The sequence below is a fragment of the Methylobacterium sp. Leaf456 genome, from assembly GCF_001425465.1.
Lineage (GTDB): Bacteria > Pseudomonadota > Alphaproteobacteria > Rhizobiales > Beijerinckiaceae > Methylobacterium.
On sequence record NZ_LMQV01000044.1, the window covers coordinates 247395 to 262464 of the forward strand.

Below are 15070 nucleotides of genomic sequence, written 5' to 3' on the forward strand. Positions count from 1 at the left end.
GTGAGGCCGAGGCATCAGCCGGAGCGCGGCAAGCGAACGATAGGCTCATGCCGACCCGTCCGCCCCAGCCCTACCGTCCCTGCCGCCGGACGCCCGCGGCTTTCGCCTGTACCCCCTGAAAAACCAGCCTCAGGGCGGCGCGGAGAAGGAGGGTCGTCTGCTGCATCGGCCGGGTGCTCTCGCGGGCGGCCCCGAGGCCGCGGCCGGACCGGGGCAAGTCCCGGGCCAGCCGCCTCACACGTCGAGGATCGCGACGAGGTCGCCGCCGCGCAGCGTCCGGCCGGGCCCGGTGCGCAATTCGCGGATGCGGCCGGCCACGGGCGCCATGACCGGTACCTCCATCTTCATCGATTCGAGGATCGCCACGGTCTGGCCCGCCGCGACGCTCTCGCCCTCGGTCACCAGCAGCTTCCAGACATTACCCGGCACGCTTGTGGGCACGCCGACGCAGCCCGGTGGGATGTCGCCGGCCTCGGAGGGAGGGCCTTCGTCGGTGACGAAGCTGTCAAGGCCTTCCGCCTTCCAGCGCTCGCGCTCGGCCTCGAAGGCGCCCTGGCGCCGCAGGCGGGCGGCCTCGATCTCGGTGGCGTTGTCGGCCAGCATGGCGCGGTGCGCGGCGTAGGAGAACGTGTCCTCCTCGATCCGTACCGGATAGGCCCCATGCGGGAAGGCGGCGCGCGCCTCGGTCAGCTCGTCGTGCGAGACCGGGAAGAAGCGGATGCTGTCGAACGGGCGCAACAGCCAGGGATGGCCGGGGGCGAATTCGCGGGTCGTGCGCCACGTATTCCAGATCTGGATCGTGCGCCCGAACAGCTGATACCCGCCCGGCCCCTCCATGCCGTAGATGCACATGTAGGCGCCGCCGATGCCGACGGCGTTCTCCGGGGTCCAGGTGCGGGCCGGGTTGTACTTGGTGGTCACCAGCCGGTGGCGCGGATCGACCGGCGTCGCGACCGGGGCGCCGAGATAGACGTCGCCCAAGCCCATCACGAGGTAGCTGGCATCGAACACGGTCTGCCGCACGGCCGCCTCGTCGGGCAGGCCGTTGATGCGGCGGATGAACTCGATGTTCGACGGGCACCAGGGCGCGTTGGGACGCACCAGTTCCTGATACTTGCGCATGGCGAGTTCGGCTTCAGGGTCGTTCCACGACAGCGGCAGGTGGACGACGCGGCTCGGGACGCTGACGTCTTCCGCCGCGGGCAGGCTGGCTTCGATCTCGCGGAGCAGGCCGAGCAGGCGCGGGCGGGGGAGCGCCGCGCCGTCGTAATGGATCTGGAGGGAGCGGATGCCGGGCGTCAGGTCGATCAGACCGGGGAGGCGAGCGGCGCGCACGGCGTCGGCCAGCAGATGCACCCGCAGCCGCAGGCCGATGTCGAGGGCCATCGGGCCGTACTCGACCAAAAGGTTGTCGTCGCCCTGGCGGCGATAGGCGACCGGGACCGGGCCGGATTCGTCGCGGGCGAGGATGGGAGAACCGAACCCTCCCCCTGCCGCGGGTGAGGGGGCCCGCGGAGCGGGCGGGTGAGGGGGGAGGGCTTCCGTCATCGCCTCGTCCGCCGGCCGCGCCTCCGGCCGGAACTGGACCGTATCGCCCGGCCGCAACTGTCCCATCTTCCACAGCTCGTCCCGAGCGATCACCGCCGGGCAGACGAAGCCGCCCAGGCTCGGGCCGTCGGGGCCAAGCAGGATCGGCATGTCGCCGGTGAAGTCGATGGCGCCGATGGCGTAGGCGTTGTCGTGCAGGTTGGAGGGGTGCAGGCCCGCCTCGCCGCCGTCGGCGCGCGCCCAGCGCGGGGTCGGGCCGATCAGGCGCACGCCGGTGCGGGCCGAGTTGAAGTGGACTTCGTAGGAGGCCGAGAACAGGTCGGCGATGTCCGCCTCTTGGAAGAAGTCCCGCGCACCGTGCGGGCCGTAGACGACGCCGATCTCCCAATCCCGCGTCAGCGGCGCGGGCTCGAGCGAGGCGGTCGTTACTTCGACCGCCTCGCCGCAATGGAGCACGTCGCCGGCCTTGAGCACGCCGGTGGCGTGGCCGCCGAAGGCGCCGAGCGCGAAGGTGGCGCGGGAACCGAGCACGACCGGCGCGGAAAAACCGCCGCGGAGCGCCAGATAGGCGCGCTGGCCCGGTCCCTCGATCGGACCGATCGCCAACGTCTGCCCCGCCGCGACCGCGAAGGCGCGACCGTGCGGCTGCGGTTCACCGTCCAGCGTCGCCCGCATGGCCGCGCCCGAGAGCGCCACCACGGCGTCGGTGTGGAAGCGGAGCGTGGGGCCCGAGACCGTGAGTTCGAGGGCGCAGGTGTCGCCGTCGTTGCCGACCAGCGCGTTGGCGTGGCGGAAGGAGCGGGCGTCCATCGGCCCGCTCGGTGGCACGCCGACCTCCCACAGGCCGAGGCGGCCGGGGAGTTCCTGCAGGCTCGATTGCGGGCCGGGCAGCAGCACCTCGATGCTGCGCGGGCGATAGGCGAGGTCGCGCAGGGCCGTGGTCGCGACGCGGCCGCTGGCGAAGAGATCGGAGGCCGCGATGGTGCGCAGGTAGTCGAGATTGGTCTCGATGCCCGACACGGCGGTCTCGGCGAGCGCGACTTGAAGCGCCGCGATGGCCGCCGGTCGGTCCTCGCCGGTGACGATGATCTTGGCGAGCATCGGATCGTAGAACGGCGTCACCTCGGTGCCGGTGGCGATCCAGCCGTCGATGCGGGCGAAGTCCGGAAAACGCACCTCGGTGAGGAGCCCCGCGCTCGGGGCGAAGTTGGCGTGCGGGATCTCGGCATAGAGCCGGGCCTCGATCGCGGCGCCCTTGGGCGCGAGCGGGCCGGCTTCCCCGATCGGGTCCTCGCCCGCGGCCTGGCGCACCATCCACTCGACGAGGTCGATGCCGAACACCGCCTCCGTTACCGGATGCTCCACTTGGAGCCGGGTGTTCACTTCGAGGAACGAGAAATCCTCGCGCCGGGGATCGTAGATGAACTCGACCGTGCCGGCCGAGGCGTAGGCGACGCTTGCCCCCAACGCCACCGCGGCGGCGTGGAGGCGGGCGCGCACCGCCTCCGAGAGGCCCGGCGCCGGCGTCTCCTCGATCACCTTCTGGTTCCGGCGCTGGAGCGAGCAGTCGCGCTCGCCAAGCGCGACCACGCGGCCCTTTCCGTCGCCGAAGATCTGCACCTCGACATGGCGGGCCTCCGCCACGAAGCGCTCCAGATAGACGCGGGCATCGCCGAAGCTGGCCCGCGCCGTCCGCTCGACCGCGGCGAAGCGCTCGGCGAGTTCGTCGGCGGAGTGGCAGAGCTGCATGCCAATGCCGCCGCCGCCCGCCGTGCTCTTGAGCATCACCGGATAGCCGATGGTCTCGGCCGCGCTCAAAGCGGTCTCGACATCGGGCAGGAGGTCGGTGCCCGGCAGGAGCGGCACGCCGCTGGCCTTGGCCAGCTCGCGGGCGGTGTGCTTGAGGCCGAAGGCCTGCAGGTGCTCCGGGCGCGGCCCGATGAAGACGATGCCTTCCGCCGCCAGCCGCTCGGCGAAGCCGACGTTCTCCGAGAGGAAGCCGTAGCCGGGATGAACGGCCTGCGCCCCCGTCGCCTTGCAGGCGGCGATGACGGCCTCAACGTCGAGATAGCTCTGCGCCGCGGGGGCGGGCCCGAGCCGTACCGCTTCGTCGGCGGCGAGCACGCCGAGGGTGAAGCGGTCGGCGTCGGAATAGACGGCGACCGAGGCAAGTCCCATGCGCTTGAGCGTGCGCACGACGCGGGCGGCGATCTCGCCGCGGTTGGCGACCAGGACCTTGGCGAACATCGGGTCAGCCCTCGCGCACCATCACGCGGATCGGCGTGGGGTTGAAGCCGTTGCAGGGGTTGTTGATCTGCGGGCAGTTCGAGATCACGCAGATCACGTCCATCTCGGCCCTCAGCTCGACATAGTCGCCGGGCGAGGAGACGCCGTCGACGATAGCGAGCCCGCCGTCCTGCTCGATCGGCACGTTCATGAAGAAGTTGATGTTCGGCACGATGTCGCGCTTCGACAGGCCGTATTTCGCCACCTCGATGGCGAAGTTCTCGCGACAGGCGTGGAGATACTTCGTGGCGTGGCCGAAGCGCACCGTGTTGCTCTCGCAGGAGCAGGCCCCGGCGGAGGTGTCGTGGCGCCCGCAGGAATCGGCGGTGACGGTGAGCATCACCCGGCCCTCGCTCGACATCACCCGCGTGCCGGTGGTGACGTAGGCCGCGCCCTGTTCGCGCACGGTGTCCTGCGAGGAGTAGCGCTCGGTGAGGTCGTCGGCGCGGTAGAACAGGGTGTCGACGGCTTGGCAGCCTTGGCTGTCCTCGATGCGGACGATCTGGCCGGCCTTCACCAGCGTGGAGAACGGGGCCTGCGCGGGCACGACCTGATCGAAGAGTGCGGTCACGGTGTCGGTCATCGGTGTCGCTCCCGTCAGAGGCCGGCGAAGGCGTTGTTCTCGAAGCCGCGCACGGCCTCGATGGTGGCGGTACGGCAGAGGTCGTCGGCCGCCGGCACGGCGGCGCGGAAGCGGGTGATCGCGACCGGGTTCGGGGCGTAATCGGGCGCCGGATCGAGGGGATGCGGGCAGTTCGATAGCGCTACCGTCAGGTCCATCTCGGCGCGTAGGTCCACGAAATCGCCCGCCGCGCGGCCGGCCTCGTTCCAGCCGAGTCGGCCCTCTGGCCCGACGACGACGGGGGCGAAGAAGGTGATGAGAGGGGGGATGTCGCGCCGCTCCAGCCCGCATTTGAGGGCGGCGAGCACGAGGTTGTCGCGGGTGTTGCGGTGAGGGCCGCCCGCGTAGCGGGCCGCGTTCGAGGCGGCGTTGGAGCCGCCGGCCAGCGCATCGTGCGCAGCACCGGAATCCTCGATCAGCGAAAGCATCACCCTGCCCATGTCGGAGAACAGCACCCGGCCTTTGCGCAGGGCCGCGGTCCACTGCACCTTCACGGTGTCGGCATAGTTCAGCCGCTCGCTCGGGTCCTTGGCCGACCACGCAACGAGGGCGACGCTCGACGGGCCGTGGTCGAGCGAGAGGCGCAGGGCCTCGCTGCGTTTGAGCGTGGTGGTCCAGTACCAGCCGCCGGGAATGGTCTCGCGGTGAAGGATCGCCGCCTCGTCCAGCGGCACGCCGCCCCGCGGGCTCGGGCCCGGCAGGGCGCGCGGGGCATGGCCCTGGCCCGCCCGCTTCAGTTCCTCGTAGCGGCGGCGGTTTTCCGCGATCGCGCTCGCGTCGTCCGACATGGTCGTGTCTCCGATGGGGGCCGGGTCGTCCCGGCCGGAGAGCCCTGTCGCGGCCGGGCCGTCCCGGCAGGCCGTTTTTTTGGGGTTTTGACTTCCGTCCCACCCATCCCCCTCATCCTGAGGTGCCCGCCTCGGCGGGCCTCGAAGGAGGGCTTCCCAAGGATCGCGCGGCGGGCTGGAGCCCTCCTTCGAGGCTGCTTCGCAGCACCTCAGGATGAGGGGGACGGGTGGGATGGGGTCACGGGTTCGGGGGTGCCTCGTAGAAGGCGAAGAGCTTGCGCGCCGGCTCGACGATCTCCCAGGTGCCGGTGAAGCCGGCCGGCGACACGAAGGCGTCCCCGGCCCGGAAGGTGGTTTGTGCGCCGGCCTCGTCGGTGACGACGATGACGCCTTCGAGCAGGTGGCAGAACTCGCTCTCGGTGAAGACGACCCGCCACGTGCCCCGCTCGGCCGCCCAACTGCCGGCGGTGAAGCGCCCGTCCTCGCTGGTGAAATGGAGCGTCGCGGTCTGGACCGGATCGCCGGTGACGATGCGCTCGGGGGCCGGGCGGTAGGTCGAGGGTTCGGCGGAAGAGTTCGCGAAGGCGATGACCTTTTTCATGAAAAGTCTCCGCCTAGAACAGGTGGCTGTAGCGCTCGATCTCCCACGGGCTCACCGTGAGATGATAGGCGTTCCACTCGTCGCGCTTGTAGCGGATGAACTCGTCGCGCAAGGCGGTGCCCAGCGTCTTCTCGATCAGGGGATCGGCGGCGAAGGCCTCGACGGCCTCCTGAAGGGTCTGGGGCAGAAAGCCGATGCCACGCGCGCGCCGCTCGCCGTCGCTCAGTTCGTAGAGGTTGTCCTCGTTGGGCTCGCCCGGATCGATCCGCTCGCGCACGCCCTCCAGGCCGGCGGCGAGCACCAGGGCGGCGGCGAGGTAGGGATTGACCGCCCCGTCCGCGTTGCGGCTCTCGCAGCGCCCGCCGCCGGCCGGGACGCGGACCGAGTTGGTGCGGTTGTTCGAGCCGTAGGAGTTGAACACCGGCGCCCACGAAAAACCCGCCATCGCCCCCTGGCGCACGAGGCGCTTGTAGCTGTTCACGGTGGGCGCGAAGGCGGCGCAGAGCGCGCGGCCGTGGCGGAGCACGCCACCGATGAAGTGGTAGCCGGTCTCGGTGAGCCCCAGGCCCCGGGGATCGTCGCCGGGTGCGCGGGCGAACAGGTTGCGGCCGGTCTCGATGTCGGAGAGCGACATGTTGAAGTGGGCGCCGTTGCCGGTGCGGTCGGCGAAGGGTTTGGGCATCATCGTGGCGATCAGCCCTTCCTCCTTCGCGTAATGCTTCGTCATCATGCGGAAGAAGGTCAGCCGGTCGCACATCGTCAGCGCGTCGGAATACTGGAAATCGAACTCGAACTGGCCGTTGGCGTCTTCGTGGTCGAACGAATAGAGGTCCCAGCCGAGATCGTTGATCGTCGTCGCGACCTTGTCGAGCCAGGAGAAGTTGTCGATGAAGCCACGCACGTCGTAGCAGGGTTTCACCAGTTTATCGTCGGGCACGGGCGTGTGCAGCGAGCCGTCAGCGGCTTGGCGCAAGAGGAAGATTTCGCACTCGATGCCGAGGTTGAAGCCAAAACCCATGGCTTCGGCCTGCTTCAGGACGTTCTTGAGGGCGACGCGGGTCGAGAGTGGATAGGGTTTCCCCTGGAAGGTCAGGTCGGCGGGCGCCCAGGCGAGCTTGGGCTCCCAGGGCAGCGGGATGACGCGCGACAGGTCGGGGACCGAGGCCAGCTCGTCCTCGTTCGGGGCCTGTCCGAGGCCGTCGAGGGCGTAGCCGGTGTAGCGCTCGGAGCCCGCCGCCATCTGCGGCAGGTGGTCGAGGGGCACCACCTTGGCCTTCTGCGCGCCGTGGATGTCGACATAGGCGCCGATGACGTACTTCACGCCCTTCGCCCGCAGATCGTCCTGCACGGCGCGGATCGCCGGATCGATGTCGTGGCTGTGGCCCATGGTTCAGGCTCCTTTTCGGGCGACGGCCGGGCCGTCGTAGGAATGGGGGAGGGGCGGGGTCTCGGTCAGGCCGCGGCGGACGAGTGCCGACAGGTCCTCGACCATCCAGGCGAACAGTTCGGCGCCCTCGGCCGCATTCGCCTGCGAGGGGGAGCCGGTGACGCCGTTGCGGCTGGTGCGGTTGACCGGATGGGCGAAGACCAAGCCCTCGGTGCGGTCCGGGTCGTCGGAATCCGCGACGCGGTCTTCCCGCACCAGGGCGGGGGCCATCGCCTGCATCAACGCGGTCTCGGCCCGGTTGGCGTGCCAATCCTCGGCGTCGGCGAAATGGGCCGCGCGCACCCGCTCGCTGACGGTGGCGGTGTTGACGAGCGCCACCATCAGGTGGTCGTGGGCGGCGCGCAGCACTTCGAGGGCGCAGCGCAGGGGCGCGGCGTTGGTGACGTGCGCGTTGACGAGGAACAGGCGGCGCACGCCCGAGTGATAGGCCTGGGCGCCGATCTGGCGGACCAGCTCGGTCATCACCAGCGGATCGAGGGCGATGGTGCCCGGCCAACGCCGGGAATGGCCGAGCGAGCAGCCGTAGGGGAGGGTGGGCAGCATGGGCACGCCGGTGCAAGCCGAGACGTCCCGGCAGACCGCGTCCGCCAGCACGAAATCCATGCCGCAGCCGAGATGCGGCCCGTGCTGCTCGGTGGCGCCCACGGGCAGGAGCGCGGCCTGCGCGGCGTTCGCCAAGTCGCCGGGGATCTCCTCCCAGGTGCGCTCGGACCAGAGAACGGGTGCGCTCATTCGACCTCGTCCCCCACGCTCGCCATACGGGTGACCATGTCGAGGCTGCCGAGATCGGCCGGGCCGTCGGCTTCGGCTTCCGCCGGGTGGATCAGCGCATCGAGCCGGGTGCGGACGGCGCGGAATTCCGGGGTCAGGGTCTGGCCCGGATGGCGGGGGCGCGGCACCGGCACCTCGATCAACTCCTCCACCTCGCCCGGATGCGCCTTCAGCACGAGGATGCGGTCGGCGAGCGTCACGGCCTCGTCGAGGTCGTGGGTGATGAAGACGATGGTGATGTCGATCTTGCGCCAGATCTCGATCAGGTAGGCCTGCATCCGGGCGCGCGACTGCGCGTCGAGCGCCGAGAACGGCTCGTCCATCAGCAGGATGCGGGGCCGCATGGCGAGCGCGCGGGCGATCGCCACGCGCTGCTTCATGCCGCCCGAGAGCTGGTGCGGGTAGGCGTCGGCGAAGCGCTCCAGGCCGATCAGCGCCAGCCATTGCAGCGACTCGCGCTCGGCGACGTGCCGGGACTCGCCGTTCTCCTCCAGCCCGAAGGCGACGTTGCGCTTCACCGTCAGCCACGGGAACAGGGTGTAGCCCTGAAACACCATGCCCCGGTCCGCGCCGGGCCCAGAGACCGGCACGCCGCCGACGCTGACGGTGCCCGAAGACTTGGTCTCCAGCCCGGCGAGGATGCGCACGAAGGTGGACTTGCCGCAGCCCGACGGGCCGACGACACAGAGGAACTCGCGGCGATGGGTAACGAGATCGATGCCGCGCAAAGCCACGGTCTCGCCGCCGTCGGCATTCCGAAAAACCTTGCCGAGACCATCGACCCGCAGCGCGACCTCGCGGGCCTTCAGCTTCTCGAAGCGGGCCCGCACCGGCTCGCACTGCGTGCGGTAGTCGCAGGGCTCTGTGGTGATCGGGATCGGGGCGGCGCTCATGCCTCGGCCCTCGCATAGGGAAACAGGCGGCGGCCGAGCAGCGCGAGCGCGATGTCGGTGGCCACGCCGATGAAGCCGATCACGAGGATCGCGGCGTAGACGTTGTCGAAATGCTGGTAGCGGGCCTGCTGCGTGATGAAGAAGGTGATGCCCGACGAGGTGCCGATCAGCTCGGCGACGATCAGGTAGGTCCAGGCCCAGCCGAGCAGGATGCGCTGGTCGCGGTAGAGCTGCGGCAGCACCGCGGGCACGACGACGCGGCGGATCAGGCGCAGGTTGCGCGAGCCCATGGTGAGCGCGGCCTCGATCAGCAGCGGATCGACCCGGCGGGTGGTGTTGGCGATGACCAGCACCTGCTGGAAGAAGGTGCCGATGACGATGATGGCGATCTTCGGCCCGTCATAGATCCCGAGGATCGCCACCATCAGCGCGCCGAAGGCGGGGGCGGGCAGGTAGCGCACGAACTCGATGACCGGCTCGGTCAGCCGGGCGATGGTCGGTTGCGCCCCGCACAGCACGCCGAGCGGCACGCCGAAGATCGACGAGATCGTGAATCCCCAGAAGATGATCTGGATCGAGTGCCACAGGCTCGACGGCAGCCAGATCGCGTCGCGCTGGGGCGGGGGGGCGGTGAGCGTGGTCCAGAGCGCCACCGCGACCTCGTGCGGGGCCGGGAGATAGACCGGGTTGGCGGGCCGACCCGCGGGCGCCTCGGTGCCGGCGTTTGCTGAGGCCGCGACTTCCTCGGCGAAGGCGGCCTTCGGCACCCGCATGCCGGGCTCCATCCAGGCGACCTCGCCGGGATTGGTCACCTCCACCAGCGGGTGCCAGAGGAAGGGCAGGTAGGAGACCGCCGCCCAAAGCCCGAGCGGCAGCAGGAACGACAGCAGGGTGAGCGCCAGCCGCCGCCGGGGCGGCAGGGGGCGGGCGACGCCGACCCAAGAGCGCTTTGGAGAACGGCGCGCCCGGCCCACCGGGGCCGCCGCCCCCGCCACCGGCGGGAGCGGGGCGAGCGCCGCGGGGACGGCGTCGGCGGAGGAGGGGAGGGCGCGCATCCTCAAACCCTCACTTGCCGTCGGTGAGGGCGGGATCGATGGTGCTCTTCACGTCCTGCGGGGTCTTGTAGACCTCGAACTTGACGTTGAAGGCATCGGCATGCCGGCTCGATCCGTAAAGCGAGCCGAAGCCGTCGGCATCCTTCATCACCGCGCGGCCGTCGGCGAGCTTCAGGAGCTTGGTGCCCTTGAGGAAGCGGGTGAAGGTGGCGGGCTCGATCCCGACCTTGGCGGCCATGATCGCCACCGCGTCGGGTTGGGTCTTCGGGTTCTCGATGTACTCGACCACCCGGTCCCACAGGCCGACGAGCTTGATCCAGTCGGCGCGGCGCGCCGCGAGGCTCGCGGGCGTCACCGTCACCACGTCGTAGATCAGGCCGGGCCGGTCGGCGGAGGTGTAGAGCGGGCGCGCGCCGGCCGCGCCGCGCATCGCCTGACCGGCGATCGGCTGCCATGCGCCGATGGCCGCGACATCGCCCGAGGCGAGCACCTGCGGCGTCTCGTTGGTCTTGGCGTTCACCAGCGTGACGTCGGTCTCCTTGATCCCGGCCTTCTGCAGGCCGTCGATCAGAAGGAGATGCTCGACCAGGCCGACCTCCAGCCCGACCTTCTTGCCCTTGAGATCGGCCAGCGACTTCACCCCCGGCTTGCCGACGATCATGTCGTTGCCGTTCGAGTAGTCGGTGAGCAGGATCATGACGTTCTTGGCGCCGTTGCCGGCCATGACGAGCGCGTCGCCGTTGGTGCAGGTCACCGCGTCGAGCTTGCCCGCCGAGAAGGCGTCCATGGAGGCGGAGTAGTCGAACCACTCGAACTTCGCCTCGACGCCCGCTTCCTTCAGCCAGCCCTTGTCGATGGCGACCTGCCACGCGACCCAGCCCGGCCAGTCGCTGTAGCCGATGCGCAGCGGCTCGGCGGCCAGCGCGGGCGCGGAGAACAAGCTCGCGGCCAGCGTCAGGGCGGACAGGCTGCGCCGGGCGCCCGCGAGACAGCCGGTGATCAGGGTCGGGATGCGCATGTCTCGTCTCCTTGGGGGAACGGGGGCAGGCGCGCGCTGAGAGCCCGGCCGGAAGACCGGGGCGCGACGGACCTGAATTCGAGGGAGTGAGAACGGTCTAGAGACCGCAGCCGGGCGCTGGGCGCCCGCGGTGTTCGGACAAAGATGAGATCGAGGAGAGCATAGATTCCCTTCCTGATTGAAGGGATTGCACAAGACCACTGCTTGCCAATCCCTTGGCCAGTGAGGTCTCCCGGGCTTTTATCCCGCCGTGCATCCGGGCGGATGTCTCCCGCCGCGGCGACCGCTCTCGGACCGTTCACATCGAAACTTCGATGCAGGAACCCTAGCGATCAACTCGTCATCATGAATACGCTTTTGACGAATTGAGGGTCAATCAGGCTTCGCCGCCCGGCTGCATCAACTTCCGTCGGGCGTTGCCGAAGTTTTGGTCGGGTTGCGAGCCGAAGCGGCAGCGTTCCACTCAGGCGGCCGTCTGCTGCTGCGCCGCGCCCACCTCGATGTCGGGCCGTTCGTGCTTGGCCGCCTCGATCTTCGCCCTGGCCGCCAGGAAGGCATCGACGCAGGTCGGATCGAAATGGCCGCCGCGCTCGCGCGCGATGTAGGCGAAGGCCTCCTCGTCGGTGAGCGCCGTCTTATAGGGCCGCACGGTGGTCAGCGCGTCGAACACGTCGGCGATGGCGACGATCCGGGCCGGCAGCGGGATCAGCCGGCCGGACAGCCCGCGGGGATAGCCCTTGCCGTCCCAGCGCTCGTGGTGGGCGCCCGCGATCTCGGCGGCGAGCTGGATCAGGTCGCTGGTGCTGCCGCCGAGGATGCGCTCGCCGATGGCCGCGTGCTCGCGCACCACCGCGAACTCGGCCGGATCGAGGCGGCCCGCCTTGAGCAGGATCGCGTCGGGCACCGCGACCTTGCCGACATCGTGCAGGGGTGCTGCGAGGAAGATCGAGCGGCAGGCGGCGGGGGGCAGGCCCAGTTCCTCGGCGAGCAGCGCACTGTAGCGGGCGACGCGGTAGGTGTGGCCGCCGGTGTCGTTGTCGCGGTACTCCACCGCCAGCGACAGGCGGAAGATGATCTCCGCCTCCCGGTCGAGCAGCCGCCGCGTCGCCGCCTCGACCTCGCGGGCGAGCCAGGCGGCCTGATCGTTGAGGCGGCGCAGCGCCGCCGAGAGGCTCGCCATGTTGCGCAGGCGCGCCCGCACCTCGGCGGCGTCCGGGGTCTTCGACAGGAAGTCGGTCGCGCCGGCTTCCAGCGCCTCGATCCGCACGCGCTCGTTGAGGCTCGTGGTGATCATCACGATCGGGATCTGCTCGTAGCCGGGCAGCGCCCGCAGTCGGCGGGTCAGCGCGATGCCGTCGAGGCCCGGCATGACGTAATCGACGAGCACGAGATCGAACGCGCCGGTCGCGGCCGCGTCCAGCGCCGCGTAGGGGTCGGTGAAGGGCACGCAAGTCAGCGCGCAGGCCTCCTCGACGAGCCGCGTCAGGTTGGCGAGGCTCGACGCGCTGTCGTCCACCACGAGCGCCCGCATCGGCGGCGTCCCCAACGGTATCGGCTTGAGCAGCATGGCGTGGCCCTCGATCTTGCCTCAGGCGGTGCGGCCGAGGGGCTGGCTCGCGCCGAAGCGCAGGATCTCCGCGTGGATGCGGTCGAGCGGCATCACCTTGGCGGCGGCCCCCCGCTCGATCGCCTCCTTCGGCATCCCGAACACGACGCAGCTCTCCTCGTCCTGGGCGACCGTGAGCGCGCCGGCCCGGCGCATTTCGAGAAGGCCGTTGGCGCCGTCGTCGCCCATGCCGGTCATGATGATGCCGAGCGCGTTGGTGCCCGCGCATTGCGCCGCGGAGCGGAACATCACGTCGACGGAGGGGCGGTGGCGCGAGACCAGCGGGCCGTCCTTGACCGCGACCGCGTAATGCCCGCCGACCCGCTGGACCAGCAGATGGCGCCCGCCCGGCGCGATCAGGGCCTGGCCGGGGCGCACGGGGTCGCCGTCCTCCGCCTCCTTGACCGCGACGGCGCAGAGCCCGTCGAGGCGGCGGGCGAAGGCGGCGGTGAAGCGCTCGGGCATGTGCTGGACGATGACGATGCCGGGGCTCTCGGCGGGCAGCACCTCCAGCACGTCGCGCAGCGCCTCGGTGCCGCCGGTCGAGGCGCCGATGCAGACGATCGGCTCGGTGCCGGTGACGCGGCGCGATGCCACCGGCGGCGGCAGCATCGCGTCGGCGGAGAGCTTGCGCTCCACCTGCCGCTCGGCGCTGCGCGGGCGCAAGCGCGAGCGGGCGGCGGCCCGCACCGCGTCGCAGACCCGCACCGAGGATTCGACGAGGAACTGGCGGGTGTCGATGCGGGGCTTCGGGAGCACGTCGACGGCGCCGGCCTCCAACACCTCGAACAGCATCCGCGAGCCGGCCTCGGTCAGGGTCGAACAGATGATCACGGGGATCGGCTTCTGCGCCATGATCTTGCGCAGGAAGGTCAGCCCGTCCATCCGCGGCATCTCGAGGTCGAGGATGATGACGTCGGGCATCTCCTCCTGGATGCGCCGCGCCGCCACGAACGGGTCGGCGGCAGTGCCGAGCACCGTGATGTCGGGCGCCGTGTCGAGGATCTGGCAGAGCGTCTGCCGGACGGAGGCCGAATCGTCCACGACGAGGACGCGGATCGGAGCGGTGCCGGGCATGGGAAGAAATCCTTCAGCGGCGGAAGACCGTCGAGGTCACCTGGGTGAGACCCGGGAGACCCGCGACCGACATCGATTCGGAATGGCCCACAACGAGGTAGCCGCCGGGGCGCAGATGGGCGGCCAGACGCTCCAGCACCGCCCGCTGCGTCGGCCGATCGAAGTAGATCAGCACGTTGCGGCAGAAGACGACGTCCACGTCGCGGTCGATGGCGTAGCGCTCGTCCATCAGGTTGAGGCGCTGGAAGCGCACCCGGCGGCGCAGTTCGGGCACGATCCGGCCTTGCTGCCGGGCGGGATCGCGCGCGGCCATGACGTAGCGGCGGCGGGTTGCCGCTGGGATCGCCTCCAGCATCTCGTCGGAATAGATCCCTGCGCTGGCGAGCCGCAGCACCTCCGTCGAGATGTCGGTGCCGAGGATCGCGTAGTCGAACCGGCCGCCCTCCGCGATCAGGTTCTGGAGCACCATCGCCAGGGTGTAGGCCTCGGCGCCCGTCGAGGCCGCCGAACTCCAGATCTTCAACAGCGGGCGCTCGCCGCGATGGCCGGGCAGGGCGCAGAGCTTCGGCACCAGCTTGGTCCGCAACAGGTCGAAATGCGCCGGCTCGCGGAAGAAGTCGGTCTTGTTGGTGGTCACGCAATCGACGAGGTGGACAAACTCGTCCGCCAGCCGCCCCCGGTCGAAGAGGTGGCGGCCGTAATCGTCCAGGGTATCGAGGCGCAGCGCCCGCACCCGCTTGCGCAGGCGCCCCTCCAGCATCGTCCGCTTGGTGGCGGGCAACTGGATGCCGACTTGCGTCTCGATGACCTCGGCGATCGAGCGGAAATGCCGCTCGCTCAGCGTGTCCGTCAGGAGTCCGGAAGACATGCGACCCTCAGGCGGCGAGCGCGGGGCCGGCGAGCGCCGGCTCGTCGCCGGCCATCAGCCGAACGAGGTCGAACACCACGACGAAGGCCTCGCCGCGCCGGCCGATGCCGGCGATGTAGTGGGAGCGCCAGCGCCCGCCGACATCGGGGGCGGTCTCCATCTCGGCCCGGTCGAGTTCGGTCACCTCGAACACCCGGTCGGCGACGAAGCCGACCCGCATGGTGCGGTCCTCCATCGGCACGTTGAGCAGGATGATCCGGGTCGCCGGCGTCGGCGCCTCCGGCGGCAGGCCGAGCTTGGTCCGCAGATCGATCACCGGATAGCTCTGGCCGCGTACGTCGATCATGCCGACGAGGAAGGCCGGCGCCTGCGGCAGGGCCGCGGGGGCGCGGTAATCGAGGATTTCCTGGACGTGCTCGATGTCGATCCCGAAGGTCTCACGGCCGAGGCCGAGGGTCAGATATTGCCATACGCTCGACATCCTGGCGCT

The 15070-nt window shown here is 70.3% G+C and carries 13 protein-coding genes and 1 riboswitch; all 13 genes read right to left on the minus strand.

Translation table 11 applies throughout. The annotated features are described in order from the left end of the window. Positions 1–234: 234 nt before the first annotated feature. On the minus strand, positions 235–3795 hold the full coding sequence (gene uca, locus ASG52_RS25050) for an urea carboxylase (protein ID WP_056249477.1): 3561 nt from the start codon (positions 3793–3795) through the stop codon (positions 235–237). Between the two features lie 4 nt (positions 3796–3799). Further along, on the minus strand, positions 3800–4417 hold the full coding sequence (locus ASG52_RS25055) for an urea amidolyase associated protein UAAP2 (protein ID WP_056249482.1): 618 nt from the start codon (positions 4415–4417) through the stop codon (positions 3800–3802). 14 nt (positions 4418–4431) lie between these two features. Further along, positions 4432–5244: an urea amidolyase associated protein UAAP1 gene (locus ASG52_RS25060; RefSeq protein WP_056249485.1), complete on the minus strand. Its 813-nt coding sequence runs from the start codon at positions 5242–5244 to the stop codon at positions 4432–4434. A 238-nt stretch (positions 5245–5482) separates the two neighbouring features. Continuing rightward, positions 5483–5845 carry a cupin domain-containing protein gene (locus tag ASG52_RS25065; RefSeq protein WP_056249489.1) on the minus strand — a complete coding sequence of 121 codons (363 nt, stop codon included), beginning with the start codon at positions 5843–5845 and terminating at the stop codon, positions 5483–5485. A 13-nt stretch (positions 5846–5858) separates the two neighbouring features. Continuing rightward, positions 5859–7232: a type III glutamate--ammonia ligase gene (gene glnT / locus ASG52_RS25070; protein WP_056249491.1), complete on the minus strand. Its 1374-nt coding sequence runs from the start codon at positions 7230–7232 to the stop codon at positions 5859–5861. A 3-nt stretch (positions 7233–7235) separates the two neighbouring features. Then, complete coding sequence (locus ASG52_RS25075) at positions 7236–8024, minus strand: creatininase family protein (protein WP_056249496.1); 789 nt, start codon at positions 8022–8024, stop codon at positions 7236–7238. Beyond that, positions 8021–8956: an ABC transporter ATP-binding protein gene (locus ASG52_RS25080; protein ID WP_056249499.1), complete on the minus strand. Its 936-nt coding sequence runs from the start codon at positions 8954–8956 to the stop codon at positions 8021–8023. The genes ASG52_RS25075 and ASG52_RS25080 overlap by 4 nt, the downstream gene beginning before the upstream one ends. Beyond that, entirely contained in the window at positions 8953–10011 is a 1059-nt protein-coding gene (locus ASG52_RS25085) for an ABC transporter permease (RefSeq protein WP_056249502.1), read from the minus strand. The genes ASG52_RS25080 and ASG52_RS25085 overlap by 4 nt, the downstream gene beginning before the upstream one ends. A 10-nt stretch (positions 10012–10021) precedes the next feature. Next, positions 10022–11029, minus strand: a complete 1008-nt coding sequence (locus ASG52_RS25090; RefSeq protein ID WP_056249505.1) for an ABC transporter substrate-binding protein — start codon at positions 11027–11029, stop codon at positions 10022–10024. A gap of 227 nt (positions 11030–11256) precedes the next feature. Continuing rightward, positions 11257–11369, minus strand: a riboswitch (guanidine-I (ykkC/yxkD leader). 123 nt (positions 11370–11492) lie between these two features. Further along, positions 11493–12596 (minus strand): HD domain-containing phosphohydrolase, encoded by a 1104-nt coding sequence (locus ASG52_RS25095; RefSeq protein ID WP_056249511.1) that lies wholly within the window; start codon positions 12594–12596, stop codon positions 11493–11495. 21 nt (positions 12597–12617) lie between these two features. Beyond that, the gene (locus ASG52_RS25100) at positions 12618–13712 is read right to left on the minus strand and encodes a protein-glutamate methylesterase/protein-glutamine glutaminase (RefSeq protein ID WP_056249515.1); all 1095 of its coding nucleotides are present in this window, start codon (positions 13710–13712) and stop codon (positions 12618–12620) included. A gap of 13 nt (positions 13713–13725) precedes the next feature. After that, positions 13726–14580, minus strand: coding sequence for a CheR family methyltransferase (locus ASG52_RS25105; RefSeq protein ID WP_056249518.1), 855 nt, complete (start codon positions 14578–14580; stop codon positions 13726–13728). Between the two features lie 7 nt (positions 14581–14587). Further along, positions 14588–15061 (minus strand): chemotaxis protein CheW, encoded by a 474-nt coding sequence (locus ASG52_RS25110; RefSeq protein WP_056249521.1) that lies wholly within the window; start codon positions 15059–15061, stop codon positions 14588–14590. Positions 15062–15070 lie beyond the last annotated feature (9 nt).

Coding starts and splice junctions, on each gene's coding strand:
- ASG52_RS25105 (WP_056249518.1), bottom strand. CDS start 14,580: ATGTCTTCCGGACTCCTGACGGACACGCTGAGCGAGCGGCATTTCCGC.
- ASG52_RS25085 (WP_056249502.1), bottom strand. CDS start 10,011: ATGCGCGCCCTCCCCTCCTCCGCCGACGCCGTCCCCGCGGCGCTCGCC.
- ASG52_RS25065 (WP_056249489.1), bottom strand. CDS start 5,845: ATGAAAAAGGTCATCGCCTTCGCGAACTCTTCCGCCGAACCCTCGACC.
- ASG52_RS25095 (WP_056249511.1), bottom strand. CDS start 12,596: ATGCTGCTCAAGCCGATACCGTTGGGGACGCCGCCGATGCGGGCGCTC.
- ASG52_RS25060 (WP_056249485.1), bottom strand. CDS start 5,244: ATGTCGGACGACGCGAGCGCGATCGCGGAAAACCGCCGCCGCTACGAG.
- uca (WP_056249477.1), bottom strand. CDS start 3,795: ATGTTCGCCAAGGTCCTGGTCGCCAACCGCGGCGAGATCGCCGCCCGC.
- glnT (WP_056249491.1), bottom strand. CDS start 7,232: ATGGGCCACAGCCACGACATCGATCCGGCGATCCGCGCCGTGCAGGAC.
- ASG52_RS25090 (WP_056249505.1), bottom strand. CDS start 11,029: ATGCGCATCCCGACCCTGATCACCGGCTGTCTCGCGGGCGCCCGGCGC.
- ASG52_RS25100 (WP_056249515.1), bottom strand. CDS start 13,712: ATGCCCGGCACCGCTCCGATCCGCGTCCTCGTCGTGGACGATTCGGCC.
- ASG52_RS25075 (WP_056249496.1), bottom strand. CDS start 8,024: ATGAGCGCACCCGTTCTCTGGTCCGAGCGCACCTGGGAGGAGATCCCC.
- ASG52_RS25110 (WP_056249521.1), bottom strand. CDS start 15,061: ATGTCGAGCGTATGGCAATATCTGACCCTCGGCCTCGGCCGTGAGACC.
- ASG52_RS25080 (WP_056249499.1), bottom strand. CDS start 8,956: ATGAGCGCCGCCCCGATCCCGATCACCACAGAGCCCTGCGACTACCGC.
- ASG52_RS25055 (WP_056249482.1), bottom strand. CDS start 4,417: ATGACCGACACCGTGACCGCACTCTTCGATCAGGTCGTGCCCGCGCAG.